The organism is Paenibacillus piscarius, from assembly GCF_022234545.1.
Classification (GTDB): Bacteria; Bacillota; Bacilli; order Paenibacillales; family Paenibacillaceae; genus Paenibacillus_AQ; species Paenibacillus_AQ piscarius.
Genome location: NZ_JAIEUI010000018.1, coordinates 95,541 through 120,173 on the forward strand (window position 1 = coordinate 95,541; position 24,633 = coordinate 120,173).

Annotated in this window: 22 protein-coding genes; 1 reads left to right on the forward strand and 21 read right to left on the reverse strand. The window is 54.9% G+C overall.

Features of this window, described 5'->3' with window-relative positions; genetic code table 11:
• Positions 1-158: 158 nt before the first annotated feature.
• From cydC to K1558_RS24135, 7 genes are all read right to left on the reverse strand, one after another.
• Positions 159-1,943, reverse strand: coding sequence for a thiol reductant ABC exporter subunit CydC (cydC, locus tag K1558_RS24105; RefSeq protein ID WP_238654472.1), 1,785 nt, complete (start codon positions 1,941-1,943; stop codon positions 159-161).
• Positions 1,940-3,709: a thiol reductant ABC exporter subunit CydD gene (gene cydD / locus K1558_RS24110; protein ID WP_238654473.1), complete on the reverse strand. Its 1,770-nt coding sequence runs from the start codon at positions 3,707-3,709 to the stop codon at positions 1,940-1,942. The genes cydC and cydD overlap by 4 nt, the downstream gene beginning before the upstream one ends.
• On the reverse strand, positions 3,709-4,725 hold the full coding sequence (cydB, locus tag K1558_RS24115; protein WP_238654475.1) for a cytochrome d ubiquinol oxidase subunit II: 1,017 nt from the start codon (positions 4,723-4,725) through the stop codon (positions 3,709-3,711). Before cydB ends, cydD begins: the two co-directional genes overlap by 1 nt.
• Complete coding sequence (locus K1558_RS24120; RefSeq protein ID WP_238654477.1) at positions 4,712-6,118, reverse strand: cytochrome ubiquinol oxidase subunit I; 1,407 nt, start codon at positions 6,116-6,118, stop codon at positions 4,712-4,714. Before K1558_RS24120 ends, cydB begins: the two co-directional genes overlap by 14 nt.
• A gap of 221 nt (positions 6,119-6,339) precedes the next feature.
• The gene (locus K1558_RS24125) at positions 6,340-6,570 is read right to left on the reverse strand and encodes a cold-shock protein (RefSeq protein WP_238654479.1); all 231 of its coding nucleotides are present in this window, start codon (positions 6,568-6,570) and stop codon (positions 6,340-6,342) included.
• A 107-nt stretch (positions 6,571-6,677) separates the two neighbouring features.
• Complete coding sequence (locus K1558_RS24130) at positions 6,678-6,878, reverse strand: cold-shock protein (protein ID WP_039878010.1); 201 nt, start codon at positions 6,876-6,878, stop codon at positions 6,678-6,680.
• A gap of 393 nt (positions 6,879-7,271) precedes the next feature.
• On the reverse strand, positions 7,272-8,519 hold the full coding sequence (locus tag K1558_RS24135; protein ID WP_238654482.1) for a S1C family serine protease: 1,248 nt from the start codon (positions 8,517-8,519) through the stop codon (positions 7,272-7,274).
• 357 nt (positions 8,520-8,876) lie between these two features.
• Here K1558_RS24135 and K1558_RS24140 point away from each other — a divergent pair, with 357 nt between their 5' ends.
• Complete coding sequence (locus K1558_RS24140) at positions 8,877-9,083, forward strand: hypothetical protein (protein WP_238654483.1); 207 nt, start codon at positions 8,877-8,879, stop codon at positions 9,081-9,083.
• Here the strand turns inward: K1558_RS24140 and K1558_RS24145 are convergent.
• The 14 genes from K1558_RS24145 to K1558_RS24210 form a co-directional block, all read right to left on the reverse strand.
• Positions 9,052-9,858 carry an MBL fold metallo-hydrolase gene (locus K1558_RS24145; protein ID WP_238654486.1) on the reverse strand — a complete coding sequence of 269 codons (807 nt, stop codon included), beginning with the start codon at positions 9,856-9,858 and terminating at the stop codon, positions 9,052-9,054. The two genes, K1558_RS24140 and K1558_RS24145, sit on opposite strands and share 32 nt — an antisense overlap.
• Before the next feature lie 16 nt (positions 9,859-9,874).
• Entirely contained in the window at positions 9,875-10,615 is a 741-nt protein-coding gene (gene yycI, locus K1558_RS24150) for a two-component system regulatory protein YycI (protein ID WP_238654488.1), read from the reverse strand.
• Positions 10,616-10,668: 53 nt separating this feature from the next.
• On the reverse strand, positions 10,669-11,961 hold the full coding sequence (locus K1558_RS24155) for a YycH family regulatory protein (protein ID WP_238654489.1): 1,293 nt from the start codon (positions 11,959-11,961) through the stop codon (positions 10,669-10,671).
• Entirely contained in the window at positions 11,958-13,790 is a 1,833-nt protein-coding gene (gene walK, locus K1558_RS24160) for a cell wall metabolism sensor histidine kinase WalK (protein ID WP_238654491.1), read from the reverse strand. Before walK ends, K1558_RS24155 begins: the two co-directional genes overlap by 4 nt.
• The gene (yycF, locus tag K1558_RS24165) at positions 13,790-14,521 is read right to left on the reverse strand and encodes a response regulator YycF (protein WP_238654493.1); all 732 of its coding nucleotides are present in this window, start codon (positions 14,519-14,521) and stop codon (positions 13,790-13,792) included. The genes walK and yycF overlap by 1 nt, the downstream gene beginning before the upstream one ends.
• A gap of 143 nt (positions 14,522-14,664) precedes the next feature.
• Entirely contained in the window at positions 14,665-16,248 is a 1,584-nt protein-coding gene (locus K1558_RS24170) for a M23 family metallopeptidase (RefSeq protein WP_238654495.1), read from the reverse strand.
• Positions 16,249-16,562: 314 nt separating this feature from the next.
• A complete protein-coding gene (locus K1558_RS24175; RefSeq protein ID WP_238654497.1) occupies positions 16,563-17,219 on the reverse strand; it encodes a hypothetical protein in 657 nt (218 codons plus the stop codon).
• Between the two features lie 210 nt (positions 17,220-17,429).
• Positions 17,430-18,716, reverse strand: a complete 1,287-nt coding sequence (locus K1558_RS24180; RefSeq protein ID WP_238654499.1) for an adenylosuccinate synthase — start codon at positions 18,714-18,716, stop codon at positions 17,430-17,432.
• Between the two features lie 214 nt (positions 18,717-18,930).
• The gene (gene dnaB, locus K1558_RS24185; RefSeq protein ID WP_238654501.1) at positions 18,931-20,292 is read right to left on the reverse strand and encodes a replicative DNA helicase; all 1,362 of its coding nucleotides are present in this window, start codon (positions 20,290-20,292) and stop codon (positions 18,931-18,933) included.
• A 1-nt stretch (position 20,293) separates the two neighbouring features.
• Positions 20,294-20,740: a 50S ribosomal protein L9 gene (rplI, locus tag K1558_RS24190; protein ID WP_238654503.1), complete on the reverse strand. Its 447-nt coding sequence runs from the start codon at positions 20,738-20,740 to the stop codon at positions 20,294-20,296.
• Positions 20,737-22,740: a DHH family phosphoesterase gene (locus K1558_RS24195; protein ID WP_238654505.1), complete on the reverse strand. Its 2,004-nt coding sequence runs from the start codon at positions 22,738-22,740 to the stop codon at positions 20,737-20,739. The genes rplI and K1558_RS24195 overlap by 4 nt, the downstream gene beginning before the upstream one ends.
• A gap of 11 nt (positions 22,741-22,751) precedes the next feature.
• Entirely contained in the window at positions 22,752-23,669 is a 918-nt protein-coding gene (locus K1558_RS24200; protein WP_238654507.1) for a DUF2232 domain-containing protein, read from the reverse strand.
• 6 nt (positions 23,670-23,675) lie between these two features.
• The gene (locus K1558_RS24205; protein WP_238654561.1) at positions 23,676-23,978 is read right to left on the reverse strand and encodes a MazG-like family protein; all 303 of its coding nucleotides are present in this window, start codon (positions 23,976-23,978) and stop codon (positions 23,676-23,678) included.
• A gap of 214 nt (positions 23,979-24,192) precedes the next feature.
• Positions 24,193-24,618, reverse strand: coding sequence for a CBS domain-containing protein (locus K1558_RS24210; protein WP_238654509.1), 426 nt, complete (start codon positions 24,616-24,618; stop codon positions 24,193-24,195).
• Positions 24,619-24,633: the final 15 nt, after the last annotated feature.

Genomic DNA, 24,633 nt, shown 5'->3' on the forward strand with positions numbered 1-24,633 from the left:
GCCCAATATAGTCGGTTTTTCGATTACATCCGGACCAAACGCTAAGAAGCCCTCCCCGCCCCGGGCGGGACAGGAAGAGCTTCATCGCTATTACCTACACTTGTTTCGACTCAATCTTTGTCTAGACTCCACTCTTGCCTCGGTTCTAATCCCAGCCTCTACCCGCTGTCCGCCGCATCCAAATACTGCCCCGGGCGGTCCAGCTCATACAGCTTCCGGTAACGCGGCTGCGTCGCCAGCAGCTCGGCATGGGTGCCGCGCATCTCCACCTGGCCGTTCTCCATGAAGATCACTTCGTCCATCTGCTCGGCGCCAACCAGATGATGCGTGACCCAGATCAGCGTCTTGCCGGCCATCGCCTCGAATATGGTGGCCAGCAGCTCGCGCTCCGTGCGCGGGTCGAGGCCCACCGTCGGCTCATCCAGCACAACCACCGGCGTATTCTGCAGCAGAATACGGGCCAGCGCGATCCGCTGCCGCTCCCCGCCGGAGAAGCGCTGCCCCGCCTCCCGCACCGGCGTATCATAGCCCTCCGGCAGCGAGGAGATCAGCGCATCCAGCTTCGCCAGCCCGGCCGCCTGCCGGACCGCAGCGTCCGAAGCCCCCGGATCCCCGAGCCGGATATTGTTCGCCACCGTCGTGTCGAACAGGTGCGGGCTCTGGTTCAGCACCGCGATGAGCTGCGGAATCCGCTCACCGTATGCCGCAGCGTCAAGCCCGTTCATCGTCACAGACCCGCTGGTCGGCGCAATCACGCCCTGGACCAGCTTGAGCAGTGTCGATTTGCCTGCTCCGCTGCGGCCGATCACGGCTACCTTGCGCCCCTGCGGCAGCGCCAGGTCCAGCCCCTGAACAGCGAAGTCGTCGCCCGCCGCATAGCGGTAGCCCGCCGACTTCAGTTCAATGCAGGCCTGCCCGCTGGCCTGGATGGCCCCCACAGCAGCTGCCGCCTCAGCAGAGCCGGCAGCATCCGCCTGCGGCGCAATCCCCGCCGCCGCTTCCACGCCGTCCAGGCGCTCCAGCGAATTCCGGTACTGCGGAATCCGCTCCACAGCCTCGGACACGAGCAGGAAGGCATCCGCGACCGGGAACACCACCAGCACGAACGCGGCAATCAGCGTTCCGGCTATGGCTCCGTCAGCATACTGGCCGCCTGCCCAGTAGAGCAGCGACAACACGCCAAGGCCAACCACAGCCTGGCCGATGAACATGCGCAGCCGCGCCCAGCGGCGCAGCGCACTGTCCGTGCGGGCCACAGCCTGCTCGTCAGCCTCATAAGTGTCGACGAACTGGCTTTGCCGTCCGCTGATCACCCAATCACCCAGGCCGAGGACAGCATCGGTCAGCTTCTGGTACAGCCGGTTGCGCTGCTGCTTCACCTGACTCTGGCGCTTACGGGTCAGCAGCAGGGAGATTAGCGGCAATACGGCCACCAGCACCAGCATGTACAACCCCATCAGCAGGGCGAAGGCCCAGTCGAAGGTTCCCAGTGCGATCACCGCCGCCCCGTAGATCAGCAGCGCGATAATGCTCGGGAAGACCGTACGCAGGTACACATTCTGCAGATGCTCGATATCATCGGCCAGCATTCCAAGCAGGTCCCCGGTCCGGAAGCGTGAAGACAATAGCAATGCCTGCGGCTCCAGCAGATGATACAAGCGGACCCGCATCTTCGACAGGATGCGCAGAATCGTGTCATGCCCGACCAGCCGCTCCACGTAATGGATAACAGCCCGGCTGGTCCCGAAGGTGCGTACACCAACAATCGGCACATAGATCATCAGAATATTTTCCGGCGGAATCGAGGCTTTTGAGATCAGGAAGCCCGAGGTATACATCAGAGAGGACGCAGAGAAAACTGTCAAAGCGCCCAACAAAACAATCAATACGAACCGCCAGAAGTAAGCGGCCGAATAAGGAGCAAACCATCCTTCACGTTTCAATGGATTCCCTCCAGTTGACTCTGTATCAGCCCATAGTATACACCCTTGCGGGCGATCAGCTCGCGGTGCGTGCCTGTCTCGGCTACACGCCCCTGCTGCATGACAATAATCAGATCCATGTCAATCATCCAGTGCAGGCGGTGCGTGGCCAGGAACACCAGCTTGCCCTCGAACAGCGGCAGCATCGTCTCCTTCAGCTCATATTCGGTCTCAATGTCCAGATGGGCCGTCGGCTCATCCAGCAGCATCACCGGGCGGCGGCTCAGCAGCGCACGGGCCAGCGCCACACGCTGCTCCTGACCTCCGCTGAGCGAACGTCCGCCCCCGCCAATCATCTCGTCCAGGCCCCCGGGCAATGCGGACACCAGCCTCGCAAGACCGGCAGCAGACAAGGCCGCCTCCACGGCTTCATTCGAAGCCTCAGGATAGTAGAAGCGCACATTATCCGCCAGCGTGCCGCTGAAGATATACGGACGCTGCGGAATGTAAGCCGTCTGCTTGCGCCAAGCCTCATCCGTAAGCGCACTAACCCGGGTTCCATTAATGCTGATCGTGCCGGCCGTCGGATGGAGGAAGCCGCCGAGAATATCCACCAGCGTAGATTTTCCCGCTCCGCTCTCCCCGATAATCCCAATCTTGGAGTACCCGTTGAATGTAAGGCTCACCGCATCCAGCGACGCAGCACCCTCCGCTTCGTGCTTCATCCCTACGGCATCAAGCTCCAATGTACTGCTATTGTTCCACGTGAAAAAGCTTCCAGCCGACTCTCCACCCTCGCCGTCTGCCCCTACCCGTTCAACCGGCTCCAGCACTTCCGCCTGCACCGTCTCCCGGTCGATAATGCTCTTCATCGCTTCCCCCGCTTCCTTGCCGTCAAGCGTGGCATGGAAGTCAGCACCTACGAGCCGTACCGGCAGGAAATACTCCGGCGCGAGAATCAGGATTGTCAGCCCGGTCACCAGCGTCATTTGCTCATTGACCAGCCGCAGGCCAAGGCTCACCGCTACCGATGCCACGGACAGCATGGTGAAGAAGTCCATGGCGAAGGAGGACAGGAAGGCGACACGCAGGGTGCGCATCGTTGCTGAGCGGTAGCGGTCGCTGACCGCAGCGATGCTCTCACTGTGGCTGCGGCTGCGCCCCAGGAACTTCAGTGTCTCCAGCCCGCGCAGTGAATCCACGAAGTGATTCGACAAGGTGCGGTAGGATTTCAGCTGGCGGTCCATCTGCTTGCGGGCCGTCATCCCGATCAGAATCATGAACACGATGATAATCGGCATCGTTAAAGTAAGAATTACGCCGCTGGAGGTGTCCTGCGTATACACATAGACGAGCAACAGAGCGGGGGTCACCGCCATGCCGACCATCCGGGGTATAATCAGCTCCAGATAGGTGCGGAACTTAGTGACGCCTTCAAGCACTAAGGTGACCACATGTCCGGTTCCCCGGTCGTAAGCCAGTCGCGGTCCCAGCTGGAACAGCTTATCCATCATCTGTCTGCGCATGCTGCTGCCGGTCGCTTCCGCGAAGCGGTAAGCCGCCTTGCTCATCAGCAGGGCACAGGCATGGCGCACGAGAAACGCAAGAAGGAACAAGAGCACTTTAGCCCCTTGTTCCTTCAGCGGTTCTCCCGCAAACAGCGCAGAGACAACTTCCGCCAGCGACTTCGCCAGCAGAAGAATGGACAGGCTTTGCACCAGGGTAAGGAAGCCAACCAGCACGAAGACAGGCTTTACTCCTTTATACCCAAGCAAATTTTTATCCATTAGTATTCAAGATGCTCCTTCTCATGAACCCGTTTGTGGAAGATGAAATAACTCCAGATCTGATAGCCCAGCACGAACGGCAGCAGCGTCAGCGCTACAATCGTCATCACCTTCAGCGAATAAGGACCGGAAGCCGCATTCGTAATCGTCAGGTTGAACGCCTGATCCAGCGAGCTGATCATCACCCGCGGGAACAAGCCGATGAAGATCGAAGCCACCGACAGCGCCATAACCGCGCCGGTCATTCCGAAGGCGAAGCCGTCTTTCTTCTTGGTCATGAAGTACCCGGCCAGCAGGTATGCGGCAACACCCAGCACTACGACAATCCAGAGCAGCACACCACGCTTGTCGAAGATGTCTGTCATCGTGTACGTCATGACAATGAAGGCCACCAGCAGCACCGCGAGCGGAATCAGCAGCTTCTGGGCCAGCTTGCGCGCCCGTTCCTGCAGATCGCCAAGCGTCCGCAGCGTGGTGAACATCAGTCCGTGAACCAGACACATCAGCACCACTGTAATTCCGGCAACCACGGTATATCCATTTACAATATCGAAGAATCCGGCGTGCATTTCCATATCGCTGCCAATCGGCAAGCCCTTGATGAAGCTGGCGAATACTACAGCGAGCAGGAACGGCGGCAGGAAGCTGCCGAAGAAGATACACACATCCCATGTCTTTACCCATGCCTTGGAATCACGCTTGCCTCTGAACTCGAAGGCGACACCACGGGCAATCAGCGCCAGCAGGGCGAAGACGAACGGAATGTAGAATCCGCTGAACAGCGTGGCATACCAGTGCGGGAAGGCGGCGAACATCGCACCGGCCCCCGTCAGCAGCCACACCTCATTCGCATCCCAGAACGGCCCGATCGAGTTGATCAGTATCCGCCGCTCCGTATCATTCTTGGCCAGAATCTGCGTCTCCATTCCTACGCCGAAGTCGAAGCCTTCCAGGAAGAAGAATCCGACGAACAGCACTCCAATCAGCAGAAACCACAGTTCATTAAGAGAAAGCATGAGAGGATCCCTCCTTATTATACGGATCGTGGGATTCGCCGTGATCATTATCCATCGCATACGGGCCTTTGCGGATCACCTTGATGAACAAGCCGATCAGTACCGCACCCAGTATGGCATAGATCGCAGTGAATGAGATTACCGAGAAGAGCACCTGACCGCTCGTAATATTAGGCGACACGCTATCCTCTGTAGTCATCAGTCCGAACACCGTCCAAGGCTGTCTCCCGATCTCCGTCATAATCCAGCCCGATGTGTTGGCGATCGGCGGAAGCAGCAGCCCCCAGAACATGAAGCGCATGAACCAGGTATTTGGTTTGTCCAGCTTTTTGCGCCACATGAGGTAGATTGCATATACGCCAAGGACGATCATCAGCGTACCTGCCGCAACCATGATCCGGAAGCTCCAGAAGGTTGTTTTGACAGGCGGAATATAATTACCGGGCCCATACTCCTGTTCATATTGAGCCTGCAGCTCATTCATCCCCTTCACTTCACCGGAGAATTTACTGTACGACAGGAAGCTGAGCAGGTATGGTACCTGTATTTCATTCTTATTCGTTTTGTTCACTGTATCAATGGTGGCGAACACGGTCCAAGGTGCCGGGTCACCGCTCTTCCCCCACAGTCCTTCGGAAGCGGCCATCTTCATCGGCTGGGTCTCCACCAGATATTGCGCCTGGGCATGGCCTGCAACAGCAACACCGAACGAAGAGATAATGCCAACAATCGCCGCGATTTCAAATGATTTACGGAAGAAAGATATCTCCTGCTTCTTCAGCAGCTTGTAAGCACTGATCCCGGTTACCAGGAAGGCGCCTGTAGCGTATGCGGCAAGAACGGTGTGCGGGAATTCCACCAGCAGCTGGCCGTTCGTAATCAGTGCGAAAATGTCATTCATTTCCGCCCGCCCATTGTTCACAGCGAAGCCTACCGGATGCTGCATGAACGAGTTGGCAGCGAGAATCCAGAAGGCGGACAGCATCGTACCGAGAGCTACCAGCCAGATCGAGGCCAGATGCACCTTCTTGGACACCTTATCCCAGCCGAAGATCCAGATACCAATGAATGTCGACTCCATGAAAAAGGCCAGCAGCGCTTCAATCGCCAGCGGAGCCCCGAACACATCACCGACGAAGCGGGAATAATCAGACCAGTTCATGCCGAACTGGAACTCCTGCAGAATCCCTGTGACGACGCCGACTGCAAAGTTAATCAGGAACAGCTTCCCCCAGAATTGCGCCATTCTTTTGTACTCTTCATCGCCTTTTCTGACGTACATGGTCTCCATGATCGCAATCAAGAGCGCTAGTCCGATCGATACCGGCACGAAGAAATAATGAAAAATTGTCGTCGACGCAAATTGTATACGTGACAGCATGACTGTATCCATGTGTCTCCCCTTCCTTCTCCCTATTGGTACGTCTATTCTGTCAAATTTCCGGCAAGGTAAGTGTGACAATAATCACACTATACGCCCTGTTTTAGCATTAAAATCAATAAATTTGTGACAAATATCACAAAATCGCGTTCATAAAGCAAAAAAAATAAGACGGTTTCACCGTCTTGACATTTGTTCACGCGTATTCGCTCTTGTCTCATAAAGGCATGGGTCTAGGTAATGGAAATACCTTTCTTAAGCGACTTGAGATCGCCATTTGAATTAAGCAATTGCGGAAGCATCTTCATGCTGCGCACCATCGGAGAATGGCAGAGAGGGCATTCGGGCGCATGTTCAAAAGAGAAATTGTCCCTCATCCATCCGTTACATTCATCGTTAGTGCAAGCCCAGATTGCAGTATTTTCTTCTGGTACTTCCTCCAGAGGCTTCTTCCGGTAGTTCATTGCCGTTCCTCCTTCCTTCATGCTGCAAGCTCAGATAACTATTCTATTCGGTTTTGATAAAAAAAGACCGTCCCAACTTTCACAAGCGGGGACGGTTCTTCAATTAATTACAGTTTTACAACGTTTTCGGCTTGTGGTCCACGGTTGCCTTGAACAACGTTGAATTCAACGCGTTGGCCTTCATCCAAAGTCTTGAAGCCTTCGCCTGTGATAGCGCTGAAGTGTACGAATACGTCGCTTCCGCCTTCAACTTCGATGAATCCAAATCCTTTTTCAGCGTTGAACCATTTAACTGTACCTGTTTGCATGTGTGTTACCTCCACAAATTTAAATTAATATGTTCTTTTTATCTTCAGACAAAGAAAAAATTCACACATTGAGAAAGGTTGCACCAACTTGACAGCCCTTTTCAATACGAGAATTAGGTATCAATGTGTATCTGTATAAGTAATTTTATGTTACCACACCTCAATAACAAAGGCAAGCTATCTCATCCTATTTTCTCCGGTTTTTCCCTTTTCAGGTCCCCCTCCCAATGTAAGGGCTACCAGACGAGCTGGCAGATTAAAAATACATACTATTCTTTACCCCGTTGCCATACTATTGAAACGGCACCGCCCCCTAATTTATTCTTCAGGGGACGGCATGAACCGTTTCCTTGATCATGACTGCTTCACTATTATATACAGCCGTTTCCCAATTTATTCTCCCGGTTTCTCCAAAAGTTTCACGGTCGCCTGCTTCACCTCACCATTACGGTAGAAGGTGATCTTCAGCTTGTCGCCGATCTTGGTATGATCGTACAGATATTTGCGCAAAGACAGGGTGGAGGTAATCGGCTTGTCGTTGAACTTCGTAATCACATCGTTGAATTGCAGTCCCGCTTCCTTCGCCGGTCCAACAGCATCCAGCACCACAACGCCATCGGTGACTGCCTTCGGAAGATTCAGCTCCTTGCGCTGATCTTCGGCAAGCGGCACATACGGATTATTCAGATCTACCGAATATACGCCCAGGTACGAACGGGCAATCCGCCCCTTGGCCGTCAGCTCATTGGCCGTATTCATGACATGATTGGCCGGAATGGCAAATCCCAGGCCCTCTACACCCGTATCGGAGATCTTCATCGTATTGATTCCGATCACCTTGCCGTTCAAATCCACCAGCGCCCCACCGCTGTTGCCCTCATTGATGGCCGCATCGGTCTGAATGACCTCCTGCTCCCAGTCATATACCCCATCCTGGTTCAGTGATACGGGGATCGTCCGCTCTGTGTAGCTGACAATGCCTGAAGTCAGCGTGTCGCCAAGACCCAGCGGGTTGCCGATGGCAATGACGGTCTCGCCCAGCCGCAGCTTGGAGGAATCCCCGATCTCTGCAACCGTATGGATGCCCTTGGCATCAATGGAGAGCACTGCAATGTCGCTGACCTTGTCTGCACCTACCAGCTCGGCTTTGCGTGTCTCGCCGTCAACCGTTACAATCTCCAGCTTACCGGCGCCTTCAATAACATGATTATTGGTAATGATAAATGCCTTGTTGTCGTCCTTCTTATAGATAACTCCCGAGCCTAATGCCGATTCATCGAGAATATTGAGTTCCTTGTTATCTTCCTTATGGTTAATAATACTGACTACCGCAGGGCGGACATGTGCAGCTGCCTGAATGATCCGGTCGTACGGGTCGGAGCTGCTGGCAGCCACTTTATCAATAATCACCGGAGCCTGTGCCTTCTCCCGGGTGAACTGTCCTGTTACCGTGCCGAACAGCAGGACGGCTACTACCGCACTGCAGAGCGAGCAGATCAGCGCCACCTGCCAGGTAGCCAGAGAGCGCCTGGATTTACGGACTGCCCATTTACCTTCAGCGAAGCCGCCGGAGGAACCGGATTTGCCGTTTCTGCGCCGCGACACCTTGGTTGAATAGAAATCATCATCGAATAATCCCACGTTACCTTCTCTCCCCTCTATTGCCACTGCATTCATGACCTGAACGCCAAGCAACCACGCCCGAGCTTAACCGCTATATCTCTTAGACTTCACGAAGTGCTAAAAGGTTTCACATGATGTATTCACCACATTTCTGTGGGTTCTAAGCGCAAGGGATGTCTCTTACTCTTACAAGCTATCAAAATATCAAATGCTTGTATCCGGAATATTTTGCAACTTAAAAGACTACAATAGTATTAGTTCGTTCTTTATGATTGTATCACAGGCAGCCGTGCGGCCCGCATTTTTTCTGTGTAAAAAAGTTGTAAATAATTTACTCCCCCAAAACATTCGCTTCCCCAAGGAGGGCTGGACACGATGGAGTCTTTTTCAGCAAGTAATGATCTGGTACAGTTTATCGGCAAGCTGGGTGACCTTAAGGATGAGCACTATCAGCTGATTCTCGTCCAACATGCGATGATTGAGCTGCTGATTGAAAAAGGGGTATTCTCCCGCCAGGAGCTGGAACACAAAGTTACCGAAATCGACCGCCTTATGACTGGCTCACCTTATCCCATGGCGTAGGCCGGTCGTAGTAGGTATCGCAGAGCCGGAATTCGCTGTCTTTATAAAAGCAGCCCCGGTCCTCCATCGCTCCGCGCACGGACATCTTCGCCAGATCCATCATATTGTGGTCTCTGCTTAAGTGTGCCAGATAGGCCCGTTTGGTCCTTCCTGTCAGAATCTCGCTGAGTGCTGCGCCTGCCGCCTCATTAGACAGATGGCCCAGATCGCCCAGAATCCGCCGCTTGGTGTTCCACGGATACCGCCCCATCCGCAGCATTTCGATGTCATGATTCGATTCCAGCACCAGCACATCGGCATCCGATATAGCCGCCCTCACCTTATCGCTGACATACCCGAGGTCGGTGGCTACGCAGAGCTTCTCCTTACCATCGTAGAAATTATAAGCTACCGGCTCCGCAGCATCGTGGGAGATTGCGAATGACTCCACCCGCATACTGCCGAAATCCCGGTGCTGTCCGGTCTCCAGAATAACCTTGTTATGCTCAGCAATCTTGCCGATTCCCTTCTCAATCGCCCCCCACGTGTTCTGGTTCGCATAGATCGGCAGATCATATTTGCGGGCCATTGCACCAAGCCCTTTAATATGGTCAGAATGCTCGTGGGTGACCAGAATTCCGTCCAGATCGGTTCCCGTCAGCTCCCGCATCGCCAGCAGCTCATCGATCCGCTTTGCGCTTAATCCCGCATCAATCATAAGTGTAGTTTCGCCGTTGCGCACCACTGTCACATTCCCGGTAGAACCGCTGGACAGCACTGTAAATGAAATCCCCATATCTCTCCTGCTCCTTCTACTCTGTTGTCTTGGGACTGATAATGTCCGCGCTGATTGCATCCATATAATAGGCGCTTCCGTCCTCCAGGATGAACCGCCACATCGGCGAAGCCACCTGGCTCTCAGAGTTGAACAGCTCCCCGTAGTAGCCCAGCTCAATCTCCTTCACAGCCGCATTTGCCGGAAAATACTTCTCGATCAGACTGCTCAGCGCCTGCGAGGCCGGCAGCACCTTCTGCAGGTTATCGCTCCGGCTCGCCCCGATCTCAATCTGCGGTCTGCGGTACGCTACAATCTTCTGGTCGCTGTTAATCAGCTCCAGCCTCACTCTGAACAAAGACCACTTGCCGTCTACCAGCGGATGCAGCACGAACTTGCCTACCTCGCTCTCCTGCGAATCGAACCGGTAATTGGCAATGTCGGGAATCTCGTCCTTCAGCAGGCTGCTGAGCTCGGAGAACGAGGAATACATCAGCTTGCTGTCAATCGGCTCCTTCAGCTTCACCGGCGGCTCGTTCTGCTCCTCCCCGGAGTAACGGTAAGTAATATCCGGCAGCAGCGGAGTGGCGGCCGGAATGGGGCACAGCAGCCGGATATCCTTCTCCTCCATCACCGCCTGGGTCTCGGCGGACAGGGAAGTGAAGTCCAGCCCTGCGCTGACCTGATCGCGCACATCCACCCACAGCTGATAACACAGCAGCAGATTAAGCACCAGAAAGGCGTATATCAGTACACTTTTGGCCCTGCCCCAGTCCATGCCGCTTCCCTCCTTAAGAATCACAGCCTTATCATCCTTGCCTCAGACATTCCTCAGTTCAGCGTCAGCACACTTCCGTCAAGCAGCGTGACCCGCCACACCGGATGGAGCTGCAGCTTATTCTCCTTCAGTGAAGGCATATATGCAGGGGTAAGATCGGTTATCCGCTGAACATTATTGATCTGCGCCAGCTGCTGCTTCAGCGCTTCGCCGCCGGACAGCTCCACGATGGTCTTCTCCGACTTGCCCTCATCCATATACATCAGTGAACGTTCATACGATGAGACGGTCCCTTGCTGCAGCTCCAGATGGATGACACCGTACTGAAGCTGCGGATTGCCCATAATCGGATAGGAGCCGGACGGGTAGGCCCCGTAGTATTGCTGGAACGTTACCTTGCGGTCCTGCCGGCCTTCCTCTGTGGCGGCCAGTCTGTAGGTTCCGTTCCATCCGCCGTGCCGGTTGACGAAATCGACCGCCTCCAGCGCATCCTTGGCCGGAGTGCTGTCGCCGTCAGGCAGGGCAGCCGGATCGCTGTAGCTCATCCAGTTCTGCTCCTGATCCACCTGCAGGCTGCGTTTGCTGTCGGTATAGATTTTGGACCCGTCCTTCTCGGGAATGTAGCGGGTACTGCCCGCATCGAAGAACAGATTGCTCTGCATCTGCTCGATAGTATACATCCCTGCAGGCATGGCCACCTCGACCAGCGGAACTGCTGCCTCGGGCAGATAATAGTCTCCGTTCACGGTAGTATACCTGGTCAGATTCCTGCCGAAGTCCACATGCTGCTGCACATCCTGCACGGTAAGGTCAGCCTTCGCTGCCTCATACACAATATCCCCGCGGGTGCTGAAGAAGATGGCATGCGCCTTGGAATCATTCTTGACATTGTAGATCCAGATCCGGTCAATACTCTCCCCCTCGAACAGGGAATCCGGCGAGATCTGCATCACCCGCTGCAGCAGCGTGACCGGAATGCCAGACCCGAATGACAGCTCAATGCCGGGATTCTCGCGGCGGATCTTATCCCAGTCGAAATCCTGCACCGACCGCCGCTGGAAGCTCTCGAAGCTGCGGCCGTTCATACGGTTCAGAATCAGGTTGTAGAAGGTGGAGCTGGGGTAGAACAGCGTATGCTTGTCCTCCCCCATATGGATGACCATTCTGTCCGGGTAGAGCAGGTTCTCGACCTTCTCCTCGGGGCCCATATTATCCGTCTTCACATACAGGTTCTTGGACAGCACCGCCGAGTCACTCCCAGGCAGCCTATAGATCAGATAATAACTCTCCACCAGGCTTCCGAGAATGAGCACCACCAGCACCCATGACTTGATTTTCTCCTTCACGCCTCACTCCCCCTTTGCTTCATCAAAGGCAGCGTGAACGTTACCAGCGAGCCTTGATTCAGCTCAGACTGCAGGGAAATGGAGCCGCCGTGCGCTTTGACAATTTCCCGGGCAATGGACAAACCCAGCCCGGTACCGCCCATGTTCCTTGAGCGTGCCTTGTCGACTCTATAGAAGCGTTCAAATATACGTTCAATGTCCTTCTTCGGAATTCCGATACCGGAATCGCGGACCGATACAGCCAGCATTCCATCCTCATTCTTCTGCGCCTCCAGTTGAATGGTTCCGCCCTCCGGCGTATACTTCAGCGCATTAGAGACCAGATTGCCGAGCACCTGGTCGATCTGGTCCCGGTCCAGCCAGGCTGTGGCGACCTCCTTGTGCACCCGGGTGCTGATATGAATCCGCTTCTGGCGGATCTGGAAGGAGAAACGGTCGGCCACATCCTCCAGCATCTCGGAGATATCCGTCTGCTGGATGCGCAGACTGGATTCCTTGGAGTCCAGCCGCGACAGATGCAGAAGATCGGTCACCAGGCGGATCATCCGCTCCGTCTCATTGCGGATAACTCCAACGAACCGCACAGCCAGCTGCGGATCTTCCAGCGCGCCGTCATCCAGCGCCTCCGCATAGCTCTTGATGGTGGTCAGCGGTGTCCGCAGCTCATGCGATACGTTCGCAACGAACTCCCGGCGCGATTCCTCCAGATTCTCCTGCTCTGTAACATCCTGCAGCACTGCAATCGTTCCGGCGATCCGTCCGCCTTCCCGGCGGTGAATCGGCGTGAAGGTAACCCGCACAATGTTGGGGTCCTCTCCGCCCATGGGCGATAGATGGAGCATAGCGGATTGGGCGATGCCTTGGGTCACCGATACCGACTGCTCGTGGTCCAGGCCAAGCAGCCCGCCGAGCGGTGCTCCCTCCGGGAGCGGCCCGTCGGTCCCCAGCATCAGGGCAGCGCGCGTATTCATCAGAATGACCGCACCATGCTCATCCGTGGCCACCACCCCATCGCTCATATTCGCCAGAATGGAGGTAAGCTTCTCCTTCTCCTCTTCATTCTGCAGCAGTGCCTCGCGCAGCCTGTCCGTCATATAATTGAAGGCTTGGCTAAGCTGCCCGATCTCATCGTTGCCGAACACAGGAACCTTGCGGTTGAAGCGGCCTTCCGCCACAGCCGTGGCATGCTTGGTCATCTCCTTAATCGGATGGGTAATCGTGTGGGCCAGAATGACCCCGAGCACTGCCGTCAGGGCCAAGGCCAGCAGCAGGCCCGAGAGGAATACGCTGTTGATCCGGCTCATCGTCGCATAGAGATCCTTCATATCGGCGGCTATATAGATTGCGCCAACCACCTTGTCACCGGAAATGACCGGCTTCGCCACTACCTTTTTGCGTACATTATCATCCGCGATGATATATTCCTCATTGTCGCTGATGCCCTGCAGGGCGCGGCTGACCACGGTCTGCGTGTTGCGCTGGCCCACATAATCATTCTGGGAGGGGATTGATGTAGTAATAATCTTGCCGCTCGCGTCGAGCACCTGAATCTCCGCGCCGTTAATATAGAGATTGTTCACCATGCCGCGCAGACTCTCCACCGCCGATTCCTCATCGGCGGTTCCCGTCTCGCTGCCGAACTTGTCTGCGGTGAGGATCGAGAGCATCTCGGCCCGGGCCTTCAGGTCCTTGGTGAAGTTATCCGTCAATGAGTTCTTCATGGAGCTGACGAAGTATACGCCGATCAGCTGCATCGCAATCAGAATCAACAGTACATATATCACGATAAGTCTGGCCTGGATCGTCCGGAAAAAGGACAATGCTTTCATCACAACCCTCCGTTTTTGGGGCTATGCATCAGATAACCGAGTCCGCGCCGGGTATGGATATATTCCGGCTTGCTGGGATTCTCCTCTATTTTCTCTCTGAGCCTGCGGATCGTCACATCCACCGTCCGCACATCGCCGAAGTACTCGAAGCCCCATACGGCCTGCAGCAGATGCTCCCGCGTCATAACCTTCCCGGCATGGCGGATCATATAGTAGAGAAGCTCATATTCCCGATGCGTCAGATCGAGCGGCTCACCGTCCTTGTAGACCATGTACATATCCGTATCGATGAACAGCCCGAAATGGTAGACGCCCTGCTTGCTCTCCACGGGCTCAGTTGGCGCCTCTGACGGAGCCGGCTTATGCTGGCGGCGCATCTGTGCCTTCACCCGGGCCAGCAGCTCCCGGGTGCTGAACGGCTTGGTCACATAATCATCAGCGCCAAGCTCCAGACCCAGCACTTTATCAATCTCACCGTCCTTGGCAGTCAGCATAATGATCGGAATATCCAGATGCGCCGAGCGAACCTCACGGCACACATCCATTCCGTCCTTGCCGGGCAGCATCAGGTCGAGCAGCATCAGATCCGGGCGTTTGGATAACGCCAGCTCGACAGCACTGTTGCCGTCGAAGGCGCAGATCACCTCGTAGCCCTCTTTTTCGAGATTGAACTTCAATATATCAGCAATAGGCTGTTCATCATCCACTACCAGAATCGTTCCCATTTGCATATGGTCAGCTTCACCTTTCTAACAATACTAGAACCCTGATTCCTATATTCTAACATACCTGACTTGGCGTCACATCTAACGAAATGAAATAACAACCGCCCGAAATGATCCGGACGGTTGTCAGAAGTCTGCGCCTTCAATTGTTATCTCAGAAATCTCATCGGGTTCATGGCGGACCCGTTCTTGCGGATCTCGAAATGCAGATGTGTCCCGGTAGAGCGGCCGGTGTTCCCCATAATACCGATCTGCGTGCCCTGTCCGACCCGCTGTCCGGCCGAGACCGAGATTCTGCTAAGATGCCCGTAGTACGTAGAGTATCCGTTGTTGTGGTTAACGATAACCACATTGCCGTATCCGCGCTGTACCCCGGCGAAGCTTACCGTCCCGGCGTCTGCCGCCCTGATCGTGCGGTTGCCCGAGACCAGATCGAGGCCCTTGTGGGTGCGTCCCCAGCGCTCGCCGTAGCTGCTGGAGATCCGGGCTCCGGTGACCGGCCAAGCAAACATTCCGGTTGCCTCGCCCACGGTCTTGACTGCAGTCTTCTCCGCGGCCTTCTCCATGACCTTGGTTCCCGAGTAGACCACCTCAGGCAGAGAGGCCTTCACCACTTCCTGGCCCAGCCACTCCTCCTGAACCACCCGCCCGTTCTCTTTGGTTAGCCGGTACTGCATTGTCTTCAGTCCGGTCTGTCCGGGGCGGACCACCTTGCGCTTGCCGGCCGGGAGCTGATCGCTCTTGCGGATAATGACCTCCGGCTCGGTGACTACCTGCTCGCTGACATGCTCCACCGTGACCACTGTCAGATCCGGCTGGGGGACCGTCAGCTGCAGTTCATCGCCAATCTGCAGGCTAAGCTCCTTCACCGTAGGATTGTTGCGGAAGATCTCCGCCTGGGGGATGTTGAACTGGGAAGCGATCGCAGAGACCGTGTCGCCTTCCTGAACCGAGTAGACCAGCGGAGCTTCCTTGCCTTCGGTCAGCAGCTTCACGGCTTCCTGGACATCAAGCACCTTGTTGGGATCAGCCTTCACCGGAACAACGCTGACCGCTTCACGGATCTTAACCGATTCCACCTTGTCGGCCGCCGCAGGGGCGGCCGCCTTCGCCTTCGCCGCCGTCTTCACCAGCTTCGCGGAAGACACAGCTGCCGCCTGCGGAGCGTAATGCTCCTTCACGGCCTTAAGAACCGCTGCCGCTGTCTCCTGATCCTTCACGATGCCCAGCGGCTTACCATCAACCTCCAGCTGCACGCCTACGGCATAGGCCTTGAGCATAGTATCCAGCTTGTCCAGTGTAGCTTCGCTGTCCACCTCCGGCTTGTACGCCTGCTGCGCCTCCGTTGTGATCCCGCTGGTCTGCAGCACCATTTCGGTATCCGGATATTTGAGCTGGTACTCCTGGCGCTTCTCTTCAAATAACCTGGTCAGATCCTCCTGCCGGTTCAATGCGCCAATTTCTTTGCCCTTCACCAGTACCTTGTAATAGGTTACCGTGTTTGCGGCAACCTCTCTCTTGTGCGCCCCCACCAGGAAGGCGGACAGAAGCACCAGACCGGCAGAAGCCAGAACCCACGAACGCAGGCGTCTGCGCGATTTCCTTCCCGGCTGGACGACACGGGCTTCGCCTGTGCTCATCTCCGCCTGTTGACCTGCTGCACCGGACCCTGCGGATGCTTCTTCATGGCTTTGCAGGTTCCCGCTCCGGCGCATAAACTTGAATCCTTTCATGAAACTCTCCCTTTCAGTCCGTCCATACGGTCCGCCGAAGCGGCTGAACTATTGTTATGGCTCCGATTTGTACAACGTAACTATATCTGCCCATCATATGTTGTCGGTTTGCATGAGTATGAATTTCTGCTATGAAAAAGACACAAAAAAGGTTACAAAATATTAACCCTTTGTAGTCCTTTTTTACTGTACCATACGCTGCAGAATGATTTCAACTTTATGAACACAACAAAACCCGCGGTTTTCGCGGGTTTCTTCCCAATTTTTGCGTTTTAAACACTGAGGTCGTGTCCAAAAAGTGACAATTTTTATTTTCACTCCGTTCCCTTCGAGCTCGGTGTAAGCATTTTCATCAGCGCATTATATTCATCCGCATCCACGTACTTCGCAATGATTCCCTGCAATTCAGCTGCTTCGCTCTCTGTCAACCCGCCTTCCAGCATAGCGGAGATCTTGATCATCTCCTCCTGCGGAAGTTTGGTCATCAGAATATTGAAAATATTGGTCTTCTCGTCAGCAGGCAGATTCTCCTTCAGCTCATTCATGGCCTCCGGCGTCATCACCAGATTCTGATCCAGTGCCCCGCCGCTCTGTTCCTCTCCGGCTGCTTGCCCCATCACGGGCAGGGCATCCTCCGGCACCTTATCGTCCACCGTCTTCTCATTGGTATGACCGGAGGTTGCTCCACCGTTCTTATTCTCTTCATCTGCCTTCACCTTGCTTGAACCAGCCTGATCCCCGCTCTCCTTGGAGGTCTTCTCGGTGTCCTTGGAGGCCGGGCTGCCGCCCATCCCCGTCAGACTCTTCACGAAGCCGCTGATACCGGGCCCCGGGCCATCCACCTTAATCTCGAAGCTGGCCAGCACCGACTGGATGTACGTGTTAACCACATACGCAGTTGTCAGCATAGACAGCACGCTGGACAGCAGAACAATCAGACAGATGCCCAGAGCACGCTTGACTACCTTCATTATCATCTCTCCCTTGCAACCCTGCTCTATCCTACTCCTTGAGAATCAGTTCCATATGATCCTATTCTCTTAGTATTGACTAGAACACGGCCGGGGAAACGTCCCAGCACCACATAAGCATACTTCTTCTCTGTGAAAATACAGCAAAGCAGGGACCTCGCTGAGGTCCCTGCTCCTGATTCATTCTATGGATTCCAGTCTGCTGTAGGCTTAGATATAGATAGGCTGAACTTGATTCGTCTGTTCCCGGTTGCGGCCTACGGAGAAGATCGAGATCGGAATGCCGGTCAGCTCTGAGACCCGTTCCACATATCTGCGTGTATTGGCCGGAAGATCGTCCAGCGTCTTCGCGGAGGTAATGTCCTCGCTCCAGCCCGGAAGCTCCTCATACACAGCTTCACACTCAGCCAGCATCTTCAGGCTGGCCGGATAGTGGGTAATCACTTCCCCGCGGTACTTATAGCCGGTGCAGATCTTAACCGTCTCAAGGCCGCTCAATACGTCCAGGGAATTCAGCGACAGGCCGGTAATTCCGCTGACGCGGCGGGCATGACGCACCACTACACTGTCGAACCAGCCGACGCGGCGGGCACGGCCGGTCACCGTTCCGTACTCATGTCCAGTCTCACGGATATAGTCACCAGTGGCATCGTTCAGCTCTGTAGGGAATGGACCGTCTCCCACACGGGTTGTGTACGACTTGGCTACGCCGATAACCTGCTGAATCTTGGACGGGCCTACGCCCGATCCGATGCAGACGCCGCCTGCCGACGGATTGGATGAAGTCACGAACGGGTATGTCCCTTGGTCAATATCCAGCATAACCCCTTGTGCACCTTCAAACAGCACCTTGGCATCTTTATCAATGGCATCATTCAGCACCACCGAGGTATCAGTGACATAACCTCGCAGCACTTCGGCATACTCCAGATATTTCTTCAGAATCTCTTCCACATCCAGCGGCTCTGCACCGTACACCTGGGTAATCATCTGATTCTTCTCTGCCATCAGCGGGCGGAGTCTCAGCTCGAATTCCTCAGCGTCCATCAGATCGGCAATCCGGATGCCGTTGCGGGCCGCTTTATCCATGTAGCAGGGGCCGATCCCTTTGCGGGTCGTTCCGATTTTGTTCGGGCCCTTGCGGTCTTCCTCCAGCGCATCCAGCACCATATGATAAGGCATAATGACATGGGCACGGTCACTGATGACCAGATTCTTCGTATCGAAACCGTTATCATGAATATAATTAATTTCCTGGATCAGGGCTTCTGGATTAATAACCATTCCATTGCCGATTACGCAAGTTTTCTCTTTATAGAATACACCCGATGGAATCAAGCTCAGCTTGAATTTCTTTCCGTCAATCAGAATCGTGTGACCGGCATTGTTACCCCCCTGATACCGGGCGACCACATCTGCACTTTCCGCCAGAAAATCCGTGATCTTGCCTTTGCCTTCGTCTCCCCACTGTGTTCCCACGACGACTACCGTTGACATGTTCATTCCTCCGTAGGTGCTAACAGGCACCATTATTTTTGCACTTGTAATAGGGCTCTGTACGCGCTTCTGAAGTACGCAGCCCTCCGGACATCAGGCAGGTGAACCTGCCAAACACAATAATCAGTGTAACAGCGGCACTTTTTAAAGTCAAACAAAAACGAACGATCACGACAAAAATAGTGCGATCGTTCGTGTATTGCGCGAAATTTGTCTAACCTGCAAACGGTTCGGCATGGGCCCGCTCGTAGTTGACGAACTTGTTGAAGTTCTTGAGGAACACCAGCTCTACCGTGCCCACCGGGCCGTTACGCTGCTTGGCGATAATAATCTCGATAATGTTCTTCTTCTCAGTATCCTGATTATAGTAATCATCGCGGTACAGGAAAGCGACGATGTCGGCATCCTGCTCAATGGAGCCCGATTCACGAAGGTCACTCATCATCGGCCGTTTGTCCTGGCGCTGTTCTACGCCACGGCTGAGCTGGGACAGGGCAATAACCGGAACATCAAGCTCACGGGCAATCTGCTTCAGGGTACGCGAGATTTCCGATACCTCCTGCTGGCGGTTCTCCCCGGGCTTGCCGCGGCCCTGAATCAGCTGGAGGTAGTCGATGACGATCATACCCAGGCCCTTTTCCTTCTTGAGTCTGCGGCATTTCGCGCGGATATCATTGACTGTAATGCCGGGCGTATCATCAATATAAATTTCAGATTCAGACAGAGACTGGATACCCATCGTAAGCTTCGACCAGTCATCATCGCTCTTGAAGTCACCGGTACGCATAATATTGGCGTCCAGATTGGCCTCCGCGCAGATCATACGCTGCACCAGCTGGGGAGCCGACATTTCCAGACTGAAGATCGCAACCGTCTCCTTCGCCCGGACCGCAACGTTCTGGGCGATATTCAGGGCGAACGCCGTCTTCCCGACGGAAGGCCGGGCTGCGACAATTATCAGGTCATTCCGCTGGAAGCCATTCGTCATATGGTCAAGATCGACGAACCCGGTCGGAATTCCCGAGGTCCCGCCTTTGTTCTGGTGGAGCAGCTCCACCCGGTCGAATACCTGCATCAGCACATCGCGGATGGCAATGAATCCGCTGCCGCTGCGCCGGTTCGAGATTTCCAGAATCCGCCGCTCGGCGTCGCTCAGCATAATGCCTACGTCCTCGCCGCCGGTGTAGCCTTCACTGACAATCTGTGTGGCGGTACGGATCAGCCTCCGCAGCATCGCCTTCTCTTCGATGATCTGAGCATAATAATCCACGTTGGCTGCCGTCGGCACTGCATGCGCCAGCTTAGCCAAATAGCTGACACCGCCGATATCCTCAAGCTCTCCCCGGTCCTGAAGCCGGGAGGTCAAGGTAATCAGGTCAATCGGCTGGCTCTCTTCTCCAAGCTGCACCATCGCTTCAAAGATCATCTGATGCGGTTTGTCGTAGAAGTCTTCCGTGCTCACCCGCTCCATTGCGGTAATGAGCGCTTCATCGGACAGCAGTACCGCACCCAGCACGGCCTGTTCCGCTTCCAGATTCTGCGGGGGGACCCGGTCGAAAAAGAGATCTCCGCCCATCCTACTCCTCCGTTACCTGAACCGTGAAGGTCGCCTTTACTTCAGTATGCAGCTTCACACCCACCTGGAACGTTCCGACATGGCGGATCGAATCGCTCAGCTCAATCTTGCGTTTGTCTACCACGATGCCGTGGGAGGCAGCCAGGGCTTCACCAATCTGCTTGCTGGTGATTGCGCCGAACAGGCGGCCGCCTTCCCCTGCCTTGGCCTTCAGCGTCAGGGTCAGCTCATCAATCTTCTTGCCCAGCTGTACCGCTTCCTCTTTCTCCTGGTCCTTGCGGCGCTGTTCCGCTGCCGTCTGGTTCTCCAGTGTCTTCACATTGCCGTCGGTTGCCGGACGCACCAGCCCGCGCGGCAGCAGGAAGTTGGTGGCGTACCCTTCCGATACCTCTTTGATCTGTCCCTTCTTGCCTTGCCCTTTAACATCCTTCAAGAATATGACCTTCATTCAAATAACCCCTCTTTCGCTTCAATTTCAGCCAGTACCGCAAGCAGTCTGGCTTCTGCTTCCCTACAGGTTCCTTCAAGCTGAGTCGCTGCATTGGACAGATGCCCCCCGCCGCCCAGCTTCTCCATAACGACCTGCACGTTCATCCGGCCAAGGGAACGGGCGCTGATGCCGATAAGGCCGTCAGGCCGCTCGCTGATGACGAAGGATGCCATCACATTCGTCATCCCCAGCAGCGTATCCGCCGTCTGGGCAATCAGCAGCTGCGGAATCTTCGTGCCCGGCGTTGTGACCACCAGCGCGACATGGTCATAGATAATGCGCGCATGCTTGATAATCTCCGCCTTGGAGATATACTCCTGCAGGTCCTCCTTCAGCATCCGCTGGATCAGAACCGTATCTGCTCCGACCCGGCGCAGGAAGCCGGCGGCCTCGAAGGTCCGCGACCCGGTATGCTGGGCGAAATGCTTCGTATCCACCGTGATGCCGGCCAGCAGCATCGTAGCCTCCAGCGGGCTCAGCTTGATCTTCTCGTGTATATACTGCAGCAGCTCGGTCACCAGCTCGCAGGTCGATGAAGCATACGGCTCCAGATACACAAGCACAGCATCGTTAATGAATTCTTCGCCCCGGCGGTGATGATCCACCACCACAATCCGGCTGGCATGCTGAACCACCTTCGGCTCAATCGTCATGGAGGCCTTATGGGTGTCCACCACAATCAGCAGCGTATGTTCCGTCATCGACTGGAGCGCCTGCTCCGGCGTGATGAAGGTCTTGAAGAGCGCCTCATCCTTGCGGATCTGCTCCATCATCTTGGCAATCGACGGATTCGGGGTCTCCATCACAATGCTCGCTTCCACATTATACATCTGGGCAGCCTTCAGCAGCCCGATTGATGCTCCAATCGCATCAATATCGGGTATCCGGTGCCCCATAATCAGCACCCGGTCACTCTCCTGCATCAGGTCCCGCAGGGCGTGGGCGATGACGCGGGCCCGGACGCGGGTGCGCTTCTCGGCAGCGTTGCTCTTGCCGCCATAGAACGACAGCCGCTGGCCCGCCTTCACCGCAGCCTGGTCTCCGCCCCGGCCCAGCGCCATGTCCAGACTGGACTGGGCCAGCGCTCCAAGCTCGCTGGCCGATTCCGAGCCGTAGGCCAGGCCGATACTAAGAGTCATCGGCACCTTGAGATCAGCTGTCATCTCCCGCACCTCATCAAGCACCACGAACCGGCTCTCCTCCAGCGCCTGTAAGCTGCGGTGGTTGAGCAGCATCAGATACCGCTCGGAGGACAGGCGGCGCAGGTATACATCATACTGCTTGCTCCACTCCGTAATCTCGCTGGCCACCTTGGCGATCAGGGAGGTACGCTGCTGGTCATCCATGCCCTGCGCGGCTTCGTCCAGATTGTCCATCATGACGATGCCAATCGCCAGCTTCTCTTCCTCATACCGTTCACGCAGCACTACAAGCTCGGTAATGTCGTATAAATAGAGCAGGCGCTCACTTGGTATCACCACAACCTGATAATAACGGTCATCCACCGTAAGCTCGTGGCGGTGATCCTTCAGTACCCCGTCTTTGGCCGGCTCCCGCTTCTGCGCCGTGTTCGGCAGAGATGCCATCACCTCAGGCATCAGCTCCTGCATGTCTACACCTACAAGAGACTTGCGTGAGAAGATCGTGCCGGCATTGCGGTTATGCCATTCCACTTTGCGTTCTTCACTGTAAAGGATGATACCCAACGGAAGCATACTGACAGCCTCCCCCTCCACCCGCTTGATGCGGAAGGACAGGCCGTTAATATAATCAACAAGGTTGCGGCGGAACGACAGCTCGGCCTGCAGCATAGTGAAACATAAGGTGCCGGCCAGGAACAGGCTGGCCACCCCCAGGACCCAGTTATAGATACTGACGACTATAATCAGGACCAATAGCAGCAAGAACGCCCACACGGTATGATAGCCGTGCCAGCGTCTTTGCAGAAATTTTGGCATGAGCTCTCACCCTATCGTTTCGATTTCTTCACAAGCTCCCGCAGCGGAAACGCGAGGTCCACCACACCGATAATCCAGAATCCCGGCAGAGCGATCACAGGGATCGACAGCAGAAGAGCCACAATCTTGTTCCACTTCCGCTCATACACCAGGAAGAAGAGGAAACCGATGGTTTGGATCTTGAAGGCAATTTGCAGGAGCGGCAGCAGATTGGCCGAGACCATCAGCATGAAGCCGCTGTCTGCACCGCCGAACAGCATGGTGATCAGAGCACCGATCAGGTAATACCAGATAAAGGCTCTGCCCAGCCGCCATTCTCTTGCAGGCTTCAGCTTCGGTACAGCATAACCCATGCTGTTCAGAATAGGACGGACGATGGAATGGGTAATAACAGCAATGATGAAGGCGCTGAGGATCAGCGTCATCGGAATAGCCTGGATGGTCAACCAGCTCATCTGGCCGATCTGATCGGAGGAGATGGTAATTTCGGACAACAGCGGATTGCTTGCCCCCATGCTTGCCAGCCAATCCGTATAGGTCTGGAGAACATCGTAGACATAGTCGTACAGGTTGAACTTAAGGAATGCCGTACTGACCAGGAGAATCAGCAGGAATTCAGCTAATACAGCCACCATCCCGGCTGTTAATGTGGACATGGCCGAGGCACGTTTCTTGTAGCGGTGTCCCATCACCAGAGCCGGAATCAGGAAATAGGCCGCAATCACAATATAGAACGGGGTAATCAGGCCTACAATAAGCAGGACCGGCACCAGATGCAGAATGAACTGCTTGGTACTTAAGGTGGTGTAGAGCACTATGGCCGGAATAATCATAAACAGTGTTGTAATTAACAGCAGCGGGGTTGACAGGGATAACAGCAGCAGCAGATAAGCGATGCTCCAAGCCACAGATGTCCAGCGAAATTTCAACAGTATTCACCTCTTACGCATATGTTCTTCTAACGCAGATATATCCTGGTACCACTCTTCAAGCTGATGCCCTTCCTGCCTGTGCTTTCTCAGCTTCTCCATCAGCAGATCATCCAGATCACGATAAGGGATACCAAGTCTGCGCCCCAGGATATATGAGCTCATAATCAGGCTGGCCAGGCTGTCGCCTACACGGGCGGTGCTACCTTCCCACAACGCCTTGAATAACCTTGAGACTTGATCAATCACTTCGGTCTTTAACCACTCAATTACCTTGGCGCGTTTGGCCACATCCAGATCCTTCGGCACATTGGGCACGTCTCTCTACCTCCGGCAAAAAGCATTATTCTCCATTATAGCATAAATATTTCCGGGCCACACGGATGCCAGCCGCCGCAGGACCGCCGGGCTACCAGCAGCCTTATCGTCTTATCTTTCTTACCTTTTCTGAAAAAAGCCCGCATTCCGTGGTGCCGGAAATACAGGCCTTTGTCCCTTCAGCATTGCCTATCTGATGATGAGGTTATAACGATTCCAGCGATTGCCGGGAAACGAACTTCTCACAATATTCAATAATCTGGCTCCGTCTGACAATCCCGATGAACCGTTTCATATCATCTACAACCGGCACAAAGTTCTGCACCTTGGCCAGATTAATCAGGTCCTCCATATCCGCATCAATCGAGACCGGCAGATTGTTCATCCGCAGCGGCACATCCTTGAGCAGAAATTTGGAAGCATTCTCAAAAGTAACCGCGCCGCCCGACTCCTTCATGTACCAGAGCAGATCACCTTCCGTGACCGTTCCGGCATATTCCCCGTGCTTGTTCAGGATCGGCACTGCCGTATATCGGTGAAACTCCATCCGTTCCAGGGTCTGGCGCAACGTTGAATCCAGGGTAACGCAAGCTACCTCCTGCTTCGGAAGTAAAAAAAACGCAATATTCATCTCTTGATCCTCCTG

Bases quoted from the DNA above. Each gene is read 5' to 3' on its own strand.
- cydD (WP_238654473.1), bottom strand. From the start codon at position 3,709: ATGGATAAAAATTTGCTTGGGTATAAAGGAGTAAAGCCTGTCTTCGTG.
- cydB (WP_238654475.1), bottom strand. From the start codon at position 4,725: ATGCTTTCTCTTAATGAACTGTGGTTTCTGCTGATTGGAGTGCTGTTC.
- K1558_RS24120 (WP_238654477.1), bottom strand. From the start codon at position 6,118: ATGGATACAGTCATGCTGTCACGTATACAATTTGCGTCGACGACAATT.
- K1558_RS24125 (WP_238654479.1), bottom strand. From the start codon at position 6,570: ATGAACTACCGGAAGAAGCCTCTGGAGGAAGTACCAGAAGAAAATACT.
- K1558_RS24130 (WP_039878010.1), bottom strand. From the start codon at position 6,878: ATGCAAACAGGTACAGTTAAATGGTTCAACGCTGAAAAAGGATTTGGA.
- K1558_RS24140 (WP_238654483.1), top strand. From the start codon at position 8,877: ATGGAGTCTTTTTCAGCAAGTAATGATCTGGTACAGTTTATCGGCAAG.
- K1558_RS24145 (WP_238654486.1), bottom strand. From the start codon at position 9,858: ATGGGGATTTCATTTACAGTGCTGTCCAGCGGTTCTACCGGGAATGTG.
- yycI (WP_238654488.1), bottom strand. From the start codon at position 10,615: ATGGACTGGGGCAGGGCCAAAAGTGTACTGATATACGCCTTTCTGGTG.
- walK (WP_238654491.1), bottom strand. From the start codon at position 13,790: ATGAAAGCATTGTCCTTTTTCCGGACGATCCAGGCCAGACTTATCGTG.
- yycF (WP_238654493.1), bottom strand. From the start codon at position 14,521: ATGCAAATGGGAACGATTCTGGTAGTGGATGATGAACAGCCTATTGCT.
- K1558_RS24170 (WP_238654495.1), bottom strand. From the start codon at position 16,248: ATGAAAGGATTCAAGTTTATGCGCCGGAGCGGGAACCTGCAAAGCCAT.
- K1558_RS24175 (WP_238654497.1), bottom strand. From the start codon at position 17,219: ATGAAGGTAGTCAAGCGTGCTCTGGGCATCTGTCTGATTGTTCTGCTG.
- K1558_RS24180 (WP_238654499.1), bottom strand. From the start codon at position 18,716: ATGTCAACGGTAGTCGTCGTGGGAACACAGTGGGGAGACGAAGGCAAA.
- dnaB (WP_238654501.1), bottom strand. From the start codon at position 20,292: ATGGGCGGAGATCTCTTTTTCGACCGGGTCCCCCCGCAGAATCTGGAA.
- rplI (WP_238654503.1), bottom strand. From the start codon at position 20,740: ATGAAGGTCATATTCTTGAAGGATGTTAAAGGGCAAGGCAAGAAGGGA.
- K1558_RS24195 (WP_238654505.1), bottom strand. From the start codon at position 22,740: ATGCCAAAATTTCTGCAAAGACGCTGGCACGGCTATCATACCGTGTGG.
- K1558_RS24210 (WP_238654509.1), bottom strand. From the start codon at position 24,618: ATGAATATTGCGTTTTTTTTACTTCCGAAGCAGGAGGTAGCTTGCGTT.